Annotated in this window: 13 protein-coding genes and 1 pseudogene; 2 read left to right on the top strand and 12 right to left on the bottom strand. The window is 63.3% G+C overall.

All coding sequences use genetic code 11. The annotated features are described in order from the left end of the window. Window position 1 precedes the first annotated feature (1 nt). The 10 genes and pseudogenes from uvrA to CS1GBM3_RS03765 all read right to left on the bottom strand — a co-directional run bounded on the left by uvrA (window position 2) and on the right by CS1GBM3_RS03765 (window position 12,190). Window positions 2-2,974 (bottom strand): excinuclease ABC subunit UvrA, encoded by a 2,973-nt coding sequence (gene uvrA / locus CS1GBM3_RS03810; protein WP_171946445.1) that lies wholly within the window; start codon window positions 2,972-2,974, stop codon window positions 2-4. A gap of 237 nt (window positions 2,975-3,211) precedes the next feature. After that, window positions 3,212-3,721 (bottom strand): flavin reductase family protein, encoded by a 510-nt coding sequence (locus CS1GBM3_RS03805; RefSeq protein ID WP_072391617.1) that lies wholly within the window; start codon window positions 3,719-3,721, stop codon window positions 3,212-3,214. A 121-nt stretch (window positions 3,722-3,842) separates the two neighbouring features. After that, window positions 3,843-4,475, bottom strand: a pseudogene (locus tag CS1GBM3_RS20215) (TonB-dependent receptor); the annotation flags it as partial. Beyond that, window positions 4,427-6,088 (bottom strand): TonB-dependent receptor, encoded by a 1,662-nt coding sequence (locus tag CS1GBM3_RS03795; protein ID WP_072391611.1) that lies wholly within the window; start codon window positions 6,086-6,088, stop codon window positions 4,427-4,429. The pseudogene CS1GBM3_RS20215 and the gene CS1GBM3_RS03795, both read right to left, overlap by 49 nt. A 192-nt stretch (window positions 6,089-6,280) precedes the next feature. Further along, window positions 6,281-7,456: an alpha/beta fold hydrolase gene (locus tag CS1GBM3_RS03790; RefSeq protein WP_072391608.1), complete on the bottom strand. Its 1,176-nt coding sequence runs from the start codon at window positions 7,454-7,456 to the stop codon at window positions 6,281-6,283. Between the two features lie 57 nt (window positions 7,457-7,513). Next, on the bottom strand, window positions 7,514-8,158 hold the full coding sequence (locus CS1GBM3_RS03785) for a Pr6Pr family membrane protein (RefSeq protein ID WP_072391605.1): 645 nt from the start codon (window positions 8,156-8,158) through the stop codon (window positions 7,514-7,516). A gap of 159 nt (window positions 8,159-8,317) precedes the next feature. Then, on the bottom strand, window positions 8,318-9,073 hold the full coding sequence (locus CS1GBM3_RS03780; protein ID WP_072391602.1) for a class I SAM-dependent methyltransferase: 756 nt from the start codon (window positions 9,071-9,073) through the stop codon (window positions 8,318-8,320). A 100-nt stretch (window positions 9,074-9,173) separates the two neighbouring features. Next, complete coding sequence (locus CS1GBM3_RS03775; protein WP_072391599.1) at window positions 9,174-10,295, bottom strand: THUMP domain-containing class I SAM-dependent RNA methyltransferase; 1,122 nt, start codon at window positions 10,293-10,295, stop codon at window positions 9,174-9,176. Between the two features lie 779 nt (window positions 10,296-11,074). Beyond that, window positions 11,075-11,380, bottom strand: a complete 306-nt coding sequence (locus CS1GBM3_RS03770) for a hypothetical protein (protein ID WP_072391596.1) — start codon at window positions 11,378-11,380, stop codon at window positions 11,075-11,077. 279 nt (window positions 11,381-11,659) lie between these two features. Then, window positions 11,660-12,190 carry a c-type cytochrome, methanol metabolism-related gene (locus tag CS1GBM3_RS03765; protein ID WP_072391593.1) on the bottom strand — a complete coding sequence of 177 codons (531 nt, stop codon included), beginning with the start codon at window positions 12,188-12,190 and terminating at the stop codon, window positions 11,660-11,662. Window positions 12,191-12,481: 291 nt separating this feature from the next. On the opposite strand from CS1GBM3_RS03765, the gene CS1GBM3_RS03760 reads away from it, so the two are divergent. Beyond that, complete coding sequence (locus CS1GBM3_RS03760) at window positions 12,482-13,096, top strand: hypothetical protein (RefSeq protein ID WP_072391590.1); 615 nt, start codon at window positions 12,482-12,484, stop codon at window positions 13,094-13,096. 43 nt (window positions 13,097-13,139) lie between these two features. On the opposite strand, the gene CS1GBM3_RS03755 is transcribed toward CS1GBM3_RS03760, so the two are convergent. After that, on the bottom strand, window positions 13,140-13,556 hold the full coding sequence (locus tag CS1GBM3_RS03755; protein ID WP_072391588.1) for a MerR family transcriptional regulator: 417 nt from the start codon (window positions 13,554-13,556) through the stop codon (window positions 13,140-13,142). Between the two features lie 45 nt (window positions 13,557-13,601). Here CS1GBM3_RS03755 and CS1GBM3_RS03750 point away from each other — a divergent pair, with 45 nt between their 5' ends. Beyond that, on the top strand, window positions 13,602-14,294 hold the full coding sequence (locus tag CS1GBM3_RS03750) for a cation efflux transmembrane domain-containing protein (RefSeq protein WP_072391585.1): 693 nt from the start codon (window positions 13,602-13,604) through the stop codon (window positions 14,292-14,294). Window positions 14,295-14,446: 152 nt separating this feature from the next. On the opposite strand, the gene CS1GBM3_RS19440 is transcribed toward CS1GBM3_RS03750, so the two are convergent. Next, window positions 14,447-14,839, bottom strand: coding sequence for a hypothetical protein (locus CS1GBM3_RS19440; protein WP_139247777.1), 393 nt, complete (start codon window positions 14,837-14,839; stop codon window positions 14,447-14,449). Between the last annotated feature and the right edge of the window lie 97 nt (window positions 14,840-14,936).

Raw genomic sequence — 14,936 nt, 5'->3', positions numbered from 1 at the left:
GCTACTCCGCCGCCTGCTTCTTGCCGTTGCCGCTCTTGCTTTGTCCGCCTTCGGCAGTGTTTGTTCTTTGCACGCCTCCGGCACGACCTGACCGACGCACCAGCAGCTCCTTGAGATACCGACCGGTGTAGCTCTCCTTCACCGCCGCCACGTCCTCGGGCGTGCCCTGCGCCACGATGCGCCCGCCGCCGTCGCCGCCCTCGGGGCCGAGGTCGATGATCCAGTCGGCCGTCTTGATCACCTCGAGATTGTGCTCGATGACCACCACCGTGTTGCCGGCATCCGCCAACTCGTGCAGCACTTCGAGCAGCTTCGCCACGTCGTGGAAGTGCAAGCCGGTCGTCGGCTCGTCGAGGATGTAGAGCGTACGCCCCGTCGCGCGCCGTGACAATTCCTTCGACAGCTTGATGCGCTGCGCTTCGCCGCCCGAAAGCGTCGTCGCCTGCTGGCCGATGTGGATGTAGCCGAGGCCGACGCGCGCCAGCGTCTCGAGCTTGTCGCGGATCGGCGGCACGGCCTGGAAGAACTGCGCCCCTTCCTCCACCGTCATGTCGAGCACGTCGGCGATGGACTTGTCGCGGAAGGTGACTTCCAGCGTCTCGCGGTTGTAGCGCTTGCCCTTGCAGACGTCGCACGTGACGTAGACGTCGGGCAGGAAGTGCATCTCGATCTTGATGACGCCGTCGCCCTGGCAGGCTTCGCACCGCCCGCCCTTGACGTTGAACGAGAAGCGCCCCGGACCGTAGCCGCGCACTTTCGCTTCGGGCAGGCCCGCATACCAGTCGCGGATCGGCGTGAAGGCGCCCGTGTACGTCGCCGGGTTCGAGCGCGGCGTGCGCCCGATCGGCGACTGGTCGATGTCGATCACCTTGTCGAGGTTCTCGAGGCCTTCGAGCTTGTCGAACGGAGACGGATGCTCGCGCGCGTTCGAGAGCTTGCGCGCCACCGCCTTGTAGACGGTGTCGATCAGGAACGTGGACTTGCCGCCGCCCGAGACGCCGGTGATGCAGGTGAGGAGCCCGAGCGGGATCTCGGCCGAGATGTTCTGCAGGTTGTTGCCGCGCGCGCCCGTGATCTTGAGCGCGCGGCCCTTCTCGCGCTTGCGCCGTTGCTTCGGCAGCGGGATCTGCCGCGCGCCGGAGAGATATTGCCCGGTGAGGCTCTTCGGATTGGCCATGATCTCGGGCGGCGTGCCCTCCGCGATCACCTCGCCGCCGTGCACGCCGGCACCGGGGCCGATGTCCACCACATAATCGGCGGTCAGGATCGCATCCTCGTCGTGCTCGACGACGATGACGGTGTTGCCGAGGTCGCGCAGGTGCTTGAGCGTGCCGAGCAGGCGGTCGTTGTCGCGCTGATGCAAGCCGATGGAGGGCTCGTCGAGCACGTAGAGCACGCCGGTTAGCCCCGAGCCGATCTGCGACGCGAGCCGGATGCGCTGCGATTCACCGCCCGACAGCGTGCCGGACGAGCGCGAAAGCGTCAGGTATTCGAGCCCGACGTCGTTGAGGAAGGCGAGGCGCTCGCGGATTTCCTTGAGGATGCGCGTCGCGATCTCGGTCTGCTGCTTGGTGAACGTCTTCGGGATCTCGGAGAACCACGCGTTCGCCGCCTTGATCGAGAGATCGCCCACCTCGCCGATGTGCTTGCCGCCAATTCTGACCGCCAGCGCCTGCGGCTTGAGCCGATAGCCGTTGCAGGCGTCGCACGGATGCGCGCCCTGATAGCGCGACAGCTCCTCGCGCACCCAGTCGGAATCCGTCTCGCGCCAGCGCCGCTCGATGTTGCCGATCACGCCCTCGAAGGGCTTGGTGGTCTTGTAGTTGCGCGCGCCGTCGAAGTAGGTGAACGTCACCTCCTCGTCGTCGGTGCCGTAGAGGATTGCGAGCTGCACGTGCTTGGGCAGCCGCTCCCACGGCGTCGCCATCGACACCTTGTAGTGCTTGGCGAGGGATTCCAGCGTCTGCTCGTAGTAGGGCGACGTGTTGCCGGTGCGCGACCACGGGTAAACCGCGCCGCCCTTGAGCGAGAGTGTGCTGTCGGGCACGACGAGGTCGGGCTCGAACTGCAGCTCCGTGCCGAGGCCGTCGCACTCGGGGCAGGCGCCGGCCGGCGCGTTGAACGAGAACAGCCGCGGCTCGATCTCCTCGATGGTGAAGCCGGAGACGGGGCAGGCAAAGCGCGCCGAGAACGTGATGCGCTCGTGGGTCTCGTTCTTGCTCTTGTTGGCGCCTTCCGTGTCGGCCTTCGGGAGCGGCTTGTCGGCGAGTTCGGCGAAGACGATGCCGTCGCCGAGCTGAAGCGCGGTCTCGAAGCTGTCGGCCGCGCGCTTGGCGATGTCCGCACGCACGACGAGACGGTCCACGACGACATCGATGTCGTGCTTGAACTTCTTGTCGAGCTTTGGCGCGTCCGGGATTTCGTAAAAGGCCCCGTCGATCTTGACGCGCTGGAAGCCCTTCTTCTGCAGCTCCGCCAGTTCCTTCTTGAACTCGCCCTTGCGCCCGCGCGCGATGGGCGCCAGCAGATAGAGCCGCGTGCCTTCCGGCAGCTCGAGCACCCGGTCCACCATCTGCGACACGGTCTGGCTCTCGATGGGCAGGCCCGTGGCGGGCGAGTAGGGCACGCCAACGCGCGCGAACAGAAGGCGCAGGTAGTCGTAGATCTCGGTGACCGTGCCGACCGTCGAGCGCGGGTTCTTGGACGTTGTTTTCTGCTCGATCGAGATGGCCGGCGACAGGCCGTCGATGTGATCGACGTCCGGCTTCTGCATCATCTCGAGGAACTGGCGCGCATAGGCCGAGAGGCTCTCGACGTAGCGGCGCTGGCCCTCGGCGTAGATGGTGTCGAAGGCGAGCGAGCTCTTGCCCGAGCCCGAAAGCCCCGTGAACACAACGAGCGCGTCGCGCGGGATCTCGAGATCGACGTTCTTCAGGTTGTGCTCGCGCGCGCCCCGGACATGGATGGTCTTCATCAGCTCGGAGCCGGCGCGGGGGGCGGCGGATTTCTTGGGAAGCTTGCTCATGGGGCCTAGGTAGCGCGACGCCCCGGCGGCGGCAATGCAACCCAACGGCGCGGGGCGAAATAAGAACGTGGACGGCGGGATATAAGAGGTTCCACGTCGGGTTTCCAGGCCGACGGTCCCCTGCCGGGGTTTCATCCTGGGCCCGCTGAATACGGATCAGCGAGCGCAACGGTTCACAGCGAGCCGCTACCGGCTCCCGTTCCCGAACGTGGCGGGGAACAGTGCCGCGGCGCCGTCCAGGGCACCGGTGTCCCGGTAGCTGAGGGGCGTCGCGTCCGGATCCAAAAGCCTCCCATCGACGACGCGCCCCACCACCAGCACGTGATCGCCAGCCGGATGCTGGTCGGTCACCGTGCAGTCGAACCAGGCAACCGCGTCCGCGAGCAGCGGCGCGCCGGTCTGTCCGGTCGTCCACGCCGTCGTGGCCAGTTTCCGAGCGCCGGCCGGCTGGCCGAAATGGGCGGCCACCGCGAGCTGATCCTTGCCGAGCACGTTGACGCTGAAAACGCGTCCCCGCGAGAGCACCGCATACGACGCGTGGTTGGAATTGATGCTGAGGGCCAGCAGCAGCGGGTCGAACGACACCTGCATCACCCAGGCGGCGGTAAAGGCGTTCGTCGTCTCGCCATCGGCAACGCCGATCACGTAAACGCCCTGCGTCAGGCGCTGGAATAGCGAAGCGATGGATTGGCTCATGGCACGCCTCTCGCAGATCCGGCGGCCCGCATTCTGCGCGGAAATGCAAACGGGCCGCAGCTTGCTTCGCACTATGCGAGATCGGCCACGGCCCGTCGAGCAGTTGCAAGCGGCAATAGCGCTAGAATTTCCCGGTCAGCGTCAGCCCAAACGTGCGCTCTTCACCGATGAAAGCGTAGGAGGGAGAAAGCGGAGGCTCATGTCGACGGTCCACCGCAGTGATGTACTCCTCGTCGAACAGATTCTTGGCAAACAGCGTGAGCGTATAATGATCCCACGTATAGCCGGCCTGCGCGTCGACGACGGTATAGGCATCGACCCCAAAACGCTGCTTGTTGTTCGTGATGTCTCCGGTTGAGTAGTAGCCGTCGATGCGACGCACATTGGCTCCTAAGAACCAGCCAGCCTCAGAGCGATACATCGCGCCTGCCGCGAACGTGTAGGAAGGGGCTTCAGGAAACTCGTTCCCCGCACGATCGGCGCCCTGATAGAACATCTCGTCGAACTCGGTTTGCAGAAGGCCGAGCGAGGCAAAGATCTGCAGCGGCGGAATGGGCCTCCAGCGCGCTTCGAATTCGGCGCCATAGGCGTGCGAGCTGCCGGCGTTGAAGATCTCGGCAACTCCATACGTGTCATTCAGAACGGCGACCTGCTGATCAGTATAGTCGTAATAGAAGGCGTTGGCGTTGAAATCGAGCGTCCTGTTCAGCCAGTTCGAGCGATAGGAAATTTCATACGCATCGAGATACTCTGGCGCGACAGTCGCGAGAGTGTTATCCGCGCCGCGCCGCTCGAAGCCGGTGCGATACCCTTGTTGAAGGTGAAGCCCACTGTTTGATTGTCGGTCAAATCATAAGTGATGCCGAGTTTCGGCAGAAACTCGTTGAACGTCGCCTTGTTGTGCTCGTCCGCGAAAACGTAAGTGAACGTCTCGGTATCGAGAAGCGTGCTCACCTCGTCCGTTTCGACGGTATCACGAAGGAGCCGGCCGCCAGCGAGAAACGCCCATCTATCCCAGCGGTAGCGAAGATCGGCGTAGGCTGCGATGCTAGTGGTTTCGGCCGAGAAAGTACCGTTGTAATACGGTACGAAATTGTCCGGGCCGCCGAAGAAGTAGCCGAGGTTGGCTGTCTGGTTGGATAGGTTGTCTCGCTGGAACGAGCCGTAGAACAGACCGACCACGCCGGAAAGACCGTTGCCCCGATTGTCTATCTCGAGCGTGATATCCTGGGTGAAGTCCTTGCCGTCGGTGTGGTCACCATCCCGCACGAATGCCGCACCGGCCGGCGTTTTGATGACGGTTTCCGTTTCGCCATAGCCTGTCACACTGCGGATGGTCAGCCCAGGTATGAACTCGTAGGAGATGTCTGACGCATAATTGTCGGCTGTGGCATCGCGGAAATCAGTGAATGCGGCGCCGTACGCAAATTCCCGGTCAAAAAAGTTTGGGCCCGATACCTGGGCGCTGCCGGGCGCGTCTTCGGTGTGCGCGATGGTGAAAAGCGCACTGAAGCCGGGAAGGCTGTCGGGCTCGATGAGCAACTTTCCGCGCAGTGTCGAATATTCATCTTCCCCCATCGGGTGGTTGCGAGCATCCGCGAAGTCGATGCCTTTTTCGGTCCCGGTCTTGTAGCCGGAAATGCGAAACGCTGACTGTCTTGCCACGATCGGTGAATTGACGACGAAACCTGTACCGTAAAGATCATTGGTGCCGATCGTGCCTTCGACAACTGCGCCGAGCTTGTAGGTCGGGTCGTTGGTCTTGACGACGACCGTGCCGCCGAGCGCGTTACGGCCCTGCAGCGTCGATTGCGGGCCGCGCAACACTTCCACTTGCTCGACATCCCAAAGCGCTCGAGCGCCGCGTCTCACCGCATCCGGATTCTGCGTCACACCATCGATGACAACGCCAATAAGCGGTACTCCGGAAATGTGCTGCAGCCCCGTTTGCCCCTCCGAATTCAAACCGCGGACAGCAAATCCCGTGCTGTTATCGGTTGTCACGACATTGGCGGTCTGCCGGATCGCCTCCTTCATGTCGCGGATCTGGCGATCTTCAATCTCCTGCCCAGTCACGATGCCGACGCTGGTCGTCGTATCGCGCACCGTGCGCAGAAACTTCTCACCCTGCACCACCTGCTGATCGAGAACGGGCTGGCTAGCCTGCTGCGGCGCGCTCTTGCGCAGCTTCGCTTTCCGCACGTTGCGTTTCGCAGGCGCGGCCTCGACGATCACGCCCGGCAGTTCTACGGACTCTGATGAGACCTCTTGAGATGCCTCTTGTGCATCTTGGGCAAACGCGGACGGTGCAAAGGCAGTCGCCGCAATCAGCGCGAACGCCGACACACTGAACTTGAAGCTAGACATTCGCTTTCCCCGGTACGCCCCGATCCTGCCTCCACGTCTAAACCCGTATCGCGCAAAATGTCTACGGTGTGAGTATAGAAATGTGTTGCGGGTGAGCAACGAGAGCGGAGCAACAGCGCGCGAAAAGATCCGTGCACAGCTATAATGGGAAAAAGTGCGCTGAGAGTCAGGATGATTGAGCGCTTTGAGCTGTCACTCGGTGGCAGCCGCGCAGTCGTTCTTCGGCGTCCGACCGGCGAACAAGAGGCCCATCCACTCGTAAGCCGCATAGGCGCCGTCCCGCCCAGCGAAGAGGTGCGTGCCGCCGGGGAGCGAATGGAACGTCACGGTGCCACCCTGCCGGCAGATCTCGCGCGCGTAGGCGCGCGTGATGTTCGGCCGAACGAGTTCGTCGGCGGTGCCCTGCGCAATGAACACTGGGATGTGGCGTGGTGTCGGCCCCGGAGTGTTTTGCGTCATGATCTCGAGAATGGTCGGGTCCGTCGCCGGATCGGACACCAGGAAGTCCCGCGCCAGAGCCTTCTCGTCCTCGTCTTCGCGCATGAAATCGGCGAGCGAGAGGATGCAATCGCCGGCAAGCCGCGCAAAGGCTTTCTCGGCCCGCGGCACGACGAAGCGCGACTCCGGGAAGCCGAACACGCGCGACCACGAATAGAGCGCCATCGACGTCAGGCTGCGCCCGCTGCTCGTGTTCTTATCCGCTTCGAACAGATCGACGAGATTGGTCGCCGGAGCCGCCGCGGCCACGCCGAGAAGCTTCAGCTCCGGCGCATAGCTTGCCGCCTCGATCCCCGTGAACAGCGCCGCGTGGCCGCCCTGCGAATGACCCCAGACGACGAATCTGTCTCCGGCATGTGCGGACTTGAGCTGCCGGGCCGCGCGAACGGAATCGAGCACCGCCCGCGCCGCGCTGGCCCCGACCAGGTAGGGGTGATGTCCAGGCCCGCCGAGACCGGGGTAATCGGTGGCGACGACGACATAGCCGGCGTCGGTGAAGTAATCGATGCCCTGAACGGTGCCGGCGAGATCAGGCATCAGCGTCGGCGCGCAGCGCGTTACCACGCCCGAGGTCGGATGCGCCCACGCGACCACGGCGCGCGGCGGCCCCGAACCCGCGTCCTCGGGAAACATCAGGGCGCCGGTCACCGCGATCGGTTCGTTATCGTGCCCGGTGGACCGGTACAGGATGCGGAAGCCTTTGTAGTCGGATGGAACGCCACCCTCGAGCGGCCACAGGCGCAAGATGCTGCCGGGCTTCGCCGACCGAAGCTCCTCGGCTGGGACATGTGCATCTGCTGCCACGACCGCCGGCGCGGTCGCGAGCAGAGCCAACGAAGTGAGCAGGATGAGTCCGAGGATCGCAGGCATTGGGGTCTACTAGCGCTTCGTGCCCGGAGCGTATCACATCGCGGCGGAAAGCCGGCTCTAGGCTGCGGTGGGTCGGGCGCTGGGTTGCAAGAGGCCGAGGAGGCGCCCGACGGCGATCAGGACCAGACACAGGACGAGGAACGCAACCGTCATCCCGGCGGCGTTCTGCAGCGTCTTGTCGAGCCCGATCTGCGACACGTCGACGAACGGATACGGATAGAAACCGCTCCAGGAGCCGTGCCACAGCGTCCAGCCCATATAGGCGATCGGATAGGCGAGGGCGTGCATGGCCGTGGCCCACGGTACGGAGCGCTTCGGCACGAACAGCAGCCAGTCCAGCGCGAAGAGCACAGGTGTCACGTAATGCAGGCTCATGTCGGCGATCCACTGCCAGCCTTGCGGATCCCAGAGATCGCGCAAAACTAGATGATACACGACGCCGACGACGATGATGTAGGTGGCGATGGCGGTGCGGATCGACGGGGCATTGAAGAAGCGGCCAAGGATGGAGCCGGGCGCGACGAGCGGCACGGTCATGGCGAGGGCCGCGATGATGTTGGTCAGGATCGTGAAGTAGCTGAAGAAGTTGATCGTGCGATTGACCGGATCGGGGCCGATGTCGCCGGTCACGACGAGCCAGTACTGAAGGCCGACGGCAAACCACCCGATCGCGGCGGCCAACATGCGAAGCCCGGTTGTCATCTCATTTCCCCCCGTTTTTCCCTGCGCGCCCCTCGCATGCTCAATCTATCAGAATGATGTCAGTGCGTCGACGGATCGATGGCGTAGCGTGCGCGCCAGGATCTTCCCGATCCGATCCTGGCGGAGATGGATGTTTTGGGCCGGAGCGCGTCGCGTTGATCAGCCCTCGAGCTTCGGTTTCGTGCCGCAGACGCCGAGGTTGATCCACCCGTGGTCGTGACCGAGAACCTCCGACCGGTCCATCTCCCGGATCTCGACCAGCCCCGCGCCGCGGAAGAGCTGCTTCAGATAGCGCGGCGAGAAGAGAGCGCGGTGCCAGTTGGGATGATCGTTGCGCCCGGTGCCATCGCCGTAGGAGAAGCAGCGCCCGGACGCCCATACGCACGGATCGTGCCCTTCGTTGAAGCGCCACCATCCATCCTTGTGAAAATCGGTCTCGCCGCTCTCCTCCGCTTCGACGAAGGCCTTGGCGATCTTGAGCCCGTCCGGCGTCCACACCTTGAGCTGCCCGCCGGGCTGCAACACGCGCACCCATTCCTTGAGCGCCATCGGAACCTGGTACCAGGGTACGTGTTCTATGATGTGGCTGGCGTACACGACTTGGAAAGTATCATCGCGAAAAGGGAGCGAAAGGGCCTGCCCGACGTAGGTGACGTTGCTGCCGGTGATCACGTCGAGTGTCTCGAAGCCGTCGAGCACATCCGAGCCGGGACCGATTTCGAGCTTGCGATCCGTGCGTCCCTCGTGACGCGCGCGGTTGATCGGATTGACCACCGCGCGATGCAAAGGGGCAGCAAAATAGCGGTTTACAACGTGCAGCGGCTTGCGCGCGGTCTGTAGGCGTGCGTGCAGGTGGTGCTTGAGCTGGCGCGCGCGTTCCTCGCCGAGCGATGCGGTTGCAATCTGTTTGAGCATTGAGGGTAGCTCCCTTTTTTGGAGCGCTATCAAATAGAAAGTGTCGCGAATGGTTCCATGATGAGCCTGCGCCATCTGCGCGCAGCGGGCCCCGGATGGCTCATGAAAGGCGGCCTGCCCGGAACAGCGTTACGCGCAGGCCGCCATGTGCAACCGGAGGGCCTGGCGGCGCGAATGGCAAGCCCGTCGCCTTCGCAAGCGAAGCATCGATCGTGATGAGCCCCACCCGCCAGCCTGCAAATCGTTCGCGCACCGTCTGCCCGAGCGAGCGATAGAGCGCGATGAGCTTCGCCTTGTCACCGATGCGCGCCCCATAGGGCGGATTGACGATGACGAGCCCAGGTCGGCCGGCGGGCGCCGCGAGGCCGCTCACCGCGCATTGCCGGAACTCCGTGAAGGCGGCGACACCCGCGCGCTCGGCATTCTCCCGGCTCATGGCCACCGCGCCCGCATCGCGATCGCTGCCGAAGTAGCGATCGGCAGGCATGACGGCACCCGCCACTCTCGCCGAGCGGAGCTGCTGCCAGGCGTCAGCATCGAACGTCGCCAGCTCTTCGAAGGCGAACCGGCGCGCTCGTCCCGGCGGAAGACGAGCTGCGATCTCGGCCGCCTCGATGACGAACGTCCCCGAGCCGCACATCGGATCGATCACGGGCTCGTGGCCGCCGAAGCCGCACTGACGCAGAAACAGCGCCGCCAGAGTCTCCCGCATCGGCGCCTTGCTGACAGCCTCCTTGAAGCCGCGCTTGTGCAGAAGCTCGCCCGACGTGTCGATGCTGAGGGCGCAGAGATTGTTTTCGATACGGACTTTGATGGTGACGGACGCATCATCGGCGGAACGCGTGCCGAGAATGCTTTGAATGGCAGTCTGAATGCGCTCTGCCGCGGCACCCGAATGATAGATGCGCGAGCGGGAGCACGTCGCCTCCACCCGGAACGGCCGATCGGCGCGCAAGACCTTCGCCCACGGCAGCGCGCGGGCACGTTTCTCGAGATCCGCGAGCTCGGTCGTGCGAAACGTGGCGAAGCGGGCGATGACGCGGCTCGCGCCGCGGATCACGAGATTGGCGCGCCAGACGTCGTGCCAGCGCCCCTCGATGGTGACGCCACCTGGGACGGCTTTGGGCGCGCGAAACCCGTTCGCTTTGACTTCGTCGCACAGCACGGACTCCAGGCCCGGTGCCGTCGCCAGGAAAATCTCGAAATCGTCGCCCTTTGCCATGGCGCCTCCATAACGGGAAGCGCAACGCTGTTCGACAGGTTTTCGTAACGGCGGCTTAACCTCGGGGCGCTTTAGGGTGATACAACAACGCTTTGCGCCGCAAACGAGACCACGCGTCATCACGTAGGGGCCTCGAACGGGCTTGACAGAAACGTCCCTTGGACCAACTCTGAAAGAGATGACCGTCGCTGCCGACGTCATTTTTGAGCGGGGTCCGCACCTCGCCCGTTTGGCCGCAGCACCCCCCGGTTGTGAGGACGGTTGTCATCAATAGCCGTGATCGCGGCGGTTGCGTACGATCGGCGCACTGTTGCGATCACGGTCCCGGAACAACAGCAATGGAGGAAGGATGACGCCACCCGGTCGTTCACTTGGATCCTGCGCTGAAGTGGGGTCCAGGCTTGGCTAGCGCGAGCTGCTGCAGCTCAAGCTTCGCGTACCCGAGCCCATCAAAACACATCATTGTAGAGCGTCATGCGAGGGCGGAAGCTCGGCCAAGATCTGGGCCGGTTCGCCAGAGCCTCGCCTCATAAGCCCGGCTCAGCTGGGCAGGTTACCGATGACAAAGAGCCCCGGTCGCCGGACAGCGCGACGGGGCTCAATTTTTTTCGTAGCATGGATTGGGAAAGCGGGGCCGGGGGCCGGCACCAGGGACCCATACGCCGGGCTCCCGGCCCCAGAGCCGCGCGGGGGGCACGCGGCTGCGCGCTCGGGGTCTCAAGGGGGGACCCGAAGCGCGGGTAGCACTTCCAGCCGTGAGAGCTGGAAGGGATCGCGATTTACTGCGTAATGGTGCCGACGACCGTCGAGGCTCCGTTCAGCTTACCGTCCTTGAAGGTGAGCTTGTCGCCGGTTTCCGCCATCCAAGAGAAACCCCACGGTCCTGTCAGGCCGCAGCCGTCCTTGCACTTGGCGGATAGATCGCCCGCCTTGCCGGCCGCAATGGTTTCGACGTGCTCCGTTTCGCCCTCATCGATGCCGACTTTGAGCTCGGCGGCATCCTGGTTGTCGATCGTGAGCGCGGCCGCCGGTGTCGCGATCAGAACGGCGGCGATGGCGAGTTTCGAGACTTTGATGACTGTCATGCTTCCTCTCCTTGAGTGCTAGTTTCTCCCGCCGCGTCATCGGCGCCGATGAGTGTCGGCCGGCGCCGGCGCAGCGATTGCAACGAACTTAGGAGAAGGGTCCGGCCGTGAAATTCGGTCGTTTGCGTAAGGGTGCACCATTACGCAAACGCGCTTCTTGAAGAGGATGAAAATCGACCGATATGAATACGTTATGCTGTTGTAATCGCCCTAAGGACTTGTTCCGACGGGCCGCCGCGCAGACGCGTGGTACGATGCAAGCCTGTCAGAGCGCACGAGCTATGGTCCCATACAGTCGTTTTCATTCGCCGTAGCCGCCGCAGGCTTGTCCTCGTGCGACGTCGGCCGGCCGGGCCCCTGCGCGCCATCCGCGCGCGCCCTGAGGTACACGTAGATATCGTCGAGGTAGCACATCACGTTTTTATTGGTGCCGAACCCGGGCATGACCAGGCTTTCGGCCGTGTTCACGGACTGCTTGCCGTTGATGACAATGTTTTGAAAGTCGGCGTAGCCCATGGTCTTGAGCGACTGGGTGAGATCGGGCGCGAAGCTCGATCCTGAGCCGTCGAAGCCGTGACATACCTCGCATGCACCGTTGAAGCGGCGATAGCCCGAGAAGGTGTACCAGTCGACATTATCGTTGGGGCCGATGTGGTAAGTCGGGTTGCCCGAGGCATCGAAGTACTTCCCATCTTCGGAGGAGGCGACTTTCGGATCGCCGACAGGCGAGGGGGAGGGATCTGGCGCGGCCAGGGCTGAGACGCTGGCTGCGACAAGGGCAAGGCCCGCGAGGATAAGGGATTTTTTCATGGGGCACTCCACCGCCGAGACTGGCGGACCAGGACTTCCCCCCTCACGGCAGGACGTATGTGGCCCGCCGTGCGCCAACAAGATCCATTACGGCGAAGTAATCGTCATGGTCACCGGATCATTGCGGCGCTAATTTCGATACGACGTCCCACGGCCTTCTGAATGGCGCATGAACTATCCGCTCAAGCGCGGTTCAGACGGGGTGTGGCATGACGCGGCACAGTCTCAATCCGTAAACGAGCCGCGGGGACATGGCGACGTCCGAGGCAATGACAATTCGAGGGAACACCGATGACAGACAGAGCTCTGGGCAACGAGCATCATGGCCCCGCGGGCCGCGTCGTTTCGCTTCTCAAAACCGCAGCCCTGGGGGTGACCATCGTGGGCGCCGTTCCGACGGCCATCACGGCGTACCACGCCTGGCAGTACAAGGTTCCCTTTACGCAGGTCTCGCACCGCCTTGCGCAATACGAGATCTGGGAGCGCAACATCGACTGCCCGATCGAATACAAGGCGCTGTCGACCGCCGAAGGCACGAAGATCGACGCCGGCGCCTGCGAGGAGACCGGCGACATTTCGCTCAAGGTCTCGACCGACGACGGCAAGGCGACCTACGAGTGGATCGCCTACAACCAGCTTCAGAAGCCAGGCGAGGCGCCGCCGCCATCTGGGATCATCGACCTCCTGATCGGTGCGGCGCGCGCCGATACGGTGGCCGGACCGCGCAGCGTGCGGGTCGCGCAGGGCCTCGAGGTCGTCTGCCAGAACCTCGTGAGCAAGACCCAGCTCGTGCGTGTCGTGCGCGAGAACGGCAAATGCTTCCGCGAGGTGCTGTCGCCGATGCGAGGAACCGTCGACAAGCGCGATGAGGTGCCGTGCGAGACCAAGTGCACGGCCGCGGGCTGAGATGAGTCCGGACGGCCGATCGCGGTTCCGGAAGGGGTTATGATCATGAGCGAGAGGGCGGGCTGCTCGCCAATGCTTCGAGGATGTGGCATTGGGCGATCCGCCCTTTCGCGCAGGAGCGGATCATCGTTTCAAGCTCGGCCTTGAGCGCGGTCAGGCGCGCGATGCGTGCGCTGACCGCTGCAAGGTGCTCGCGCGCCAAGGCGTCGACCTTGGCGCAGGAACGCTGAGGCTGCTCGGCCAAAGCCAGCAATTCGCGTATCGCATCAACCTCGAAGCCGAGTTCTCGCGCATGGCGAATGAGCCGTAGCCGCTCCAGGGCGGAAGCATCATAAAGGCGCCGATTGCCCTCACTCCGCGGCGGCTCCGACAGCAACCCGATGCTCTCGTAATAGCGAATGGTGGGGACCTTGACGCCGGTCGCTCGCGCCAGACCCCCGATGGGAATTTCTGTCCTCATTCGCCCACTTGCTCCTCTAGTCGCTAGAGCTTCTATATCTGGAGGATGAGCAGCAAAATTGCACCATCGGGCGACGGCAGCGGCTCGGTCTCATGCGGGTGTTGCGGGACGCCGACGTTTGACGGCATGGATCCCGCGTATATCCGCGTGCTGTGGGCTGTTATCGCCCTAAACGCGAGCATGTTCGTTGTCGAAATGGCGGCCGGCCAGATGGCGGGCTCCCAGGCACTGCAGGCCGATGCTCTGGATTTCCTGGGCGACACTCTGACTTACGGTATCAGTGTGGCGGTGATCGGCCGCACGCTGGCATTGAGGTCGGCTGCTGCGTTGGCCAAGGGCATCAGTCTGCTTCTGATGGGAGTGTTCGTCTTCGGCAGCACGATCTATCACGTCTTGATCCTCGGCCTACCGCGAGCCGAGGTCATGGGAGCCATCGGTTTTCTGGCTCTTGCTGCGAACCTCGCAAGCGTCGTTCTCCTGATGCGCTACAAGGATGGCGACGCCAATGTCCGCTCGGTCTGGCTGTGCTCGCGCAACGATGCCGTCGGCAACGTCGCCGTCATGCTTGCTGCTGTGGGCGTATGGGCTACCGCTTCCGCATGGCCGGATCTCATCGTTGCCGGCATCATGGCGGCGCTCTTCGTGAACTCCGCCACTCAAATATTGCTTCAGGCCTGGCGGGAATGGCGGACGCGAGGCCCAAACCGTCGACCCATCGATGTGCAAAACGCAACGTAGCTACGGCGCGATGGCTCAAGGTCGCCTGCCAGTCGCTGGTAAGCGAGAATGCAGCTCGCGCGCGTCGTGCGTGAGAACGGCCAATGCTTCGGCGAGCTGCCGCGCAGATCAAGTACACATCCGCAAGCTAGCCTGCGGATGAACAGCACAATCTAAGCTCCAATGAAGATGGCAGTAGCCGCCGCTGCCGCCCCTTCCACTGCACTGTCTAGCGCCCTGTTTCCCAAATCTCTGACGCGTAAGAGTAGGGAGTCGATCCAAGACTTGGCAGCTTTTCCTTCGCGCACAGCGGTGGCCGCCTCGAGAAGTTCCCGAATGAGGTTTTTCTCAAGCGTGTTTTGTCCTGAAGTGACCGAAACGCTCATTCCAGTTACGCTGCCGGATCCTGGCCCGGCGGTCACATTGATCGAAACGCCGGTGACATTGCGACTAGTGCCATCGTTCGAAGCTATAACTTGCATACCGATGACAGGGGCGGACGAGCTCACTTCGATCGCATGAGCCAGTTTTGTGAGAGCAGCGGCAAGCATTTCATTGCGTGGCATGAGAGCTACCCTTCTCTTTTGGCAAGGCCATCCAATTGAGCGCCTAGCCGACGGTGCTTCAATATCTTAGGGAACGTGTATAGCGGCGCACATTGTT

Source organism: Hyphomicrobium sp. CS1GBMeth3, from assembly GCF_900117455.1.
GTDB lineage: Bacteria > Pseudomonadota > Alphaproteobacteria > Rhizobiales > Hyphomicrobiaceae > Hyphomicrobium_C.
The sequence above is the reverse complement of the archived record's forward strand: the minus strand, read 5'-3'. Positions and strand labels throughout refer to the sequence as shown.

What these genes read in the sequence shown, in the direction of transcription:
- uvrA (WP_171946445.1), bottom strand. Translation starts at nt 2,974, where the DNA reads ATGAAGACCATCCATGTCCGGGGCGCGCGCGAGCACAACCTGAAGAAC.
- CS1GBM3_RS03805 (WP_072391617.1), bottom strand. Translation starts at nt 3,721, where the DNA reads ATGAGCCAATCCATCGCTTCGCTATTCCAGCGCCTGACGCAGGGCGTT.
- CS1GBM3_RS03795 (WP_072391611.1), bottom strand. Translation starts at nt 6,088, where the DNA reads ATGTCTAGCTTCAAGTTCAGTGTGTCGGCGTTCGCGCTGATTGCGGCG.
- CS1GBM3_RS03790 (WP_072391608.1), bottom strand. Translation starts at nt 7,456, where the DNA reads ATGCCTGCGATCCTCGGACTCATCCTGCTCACTTCGTTGGCTCTGCTC.
- CS1GBM3_RS03785 (WP_072391605.1), bottom strand. Translation starts at nt 8,158, where the DNA reads ATGACAACCGGGCTTCGCATGTTGGCCGCCGCGATCGGGTGGTTTGCC.
- CS1GBM3_RS03780 (WP_072391602.1), bottom strand. Translation starts at nt 9,073, where the DNA reads ATGCTCAAACAGATTGCAACCGCATCGCTCGGCGAGGAACGCGCGCGC.
- CS1GBM3_RS03775 (WP_072391599.1), bottom strand. Translation starts at nt 10,295, where the DNA reads ATGGCAAAGGGCGACGATTTCGAGATTTTCCTGGCGACGGCACCGGGC.
- CS1GBM3_RS03770 (WP_072391596.1), bottom strand. Translation starts at nt 11,380, where the DNA reads ATGACAGTCATCAAAGTCTCGAAACTCGCCATCGCCGCCGTTCTGATC.
- CS1GBM3_RS03765 (WP_072391593.1), bottom strand. Translation starts at nt 12,190, where the DNA reads ATGAAAAAATCCCTTATCCTCGCGGGCCTTGCCCTTGTCGCAGCCAGC.
- CS1GBM3_RS03760 (WP_072391590.1), top strand. Translation starts at nt 12,482, where the DNA reads ATGACAGACAGAGCTCTGGGCAACGAGCATCATGGCCCCGCGGGCCGC.
- CS1GBM3_RS03755 (WP_072391588.1), bottom strand. Translation starts at nt 13,556, where the DNA reads ATGAGGACAGAAATTCCCATCGGGGGTCTGGCGCGAGCGACCGGCGTC.
- CS1GBM3_RS03750 (WP_072391585.1), top strand. Translation starts at nt 13,602, where the DNA reads ATGAGCAGCAAAATTGCACCATCGGGCGACGGCAGCGGCTCGGTCTCA.
- CS1GBM3_RS19440 (WP_139247777.1), bottom strand. Translation starts at nt 14,839, where the DNA reads ATGCCACGCAATGAAATGCTTGCCGCTGCTCTCACAAAACTGGCTCAT.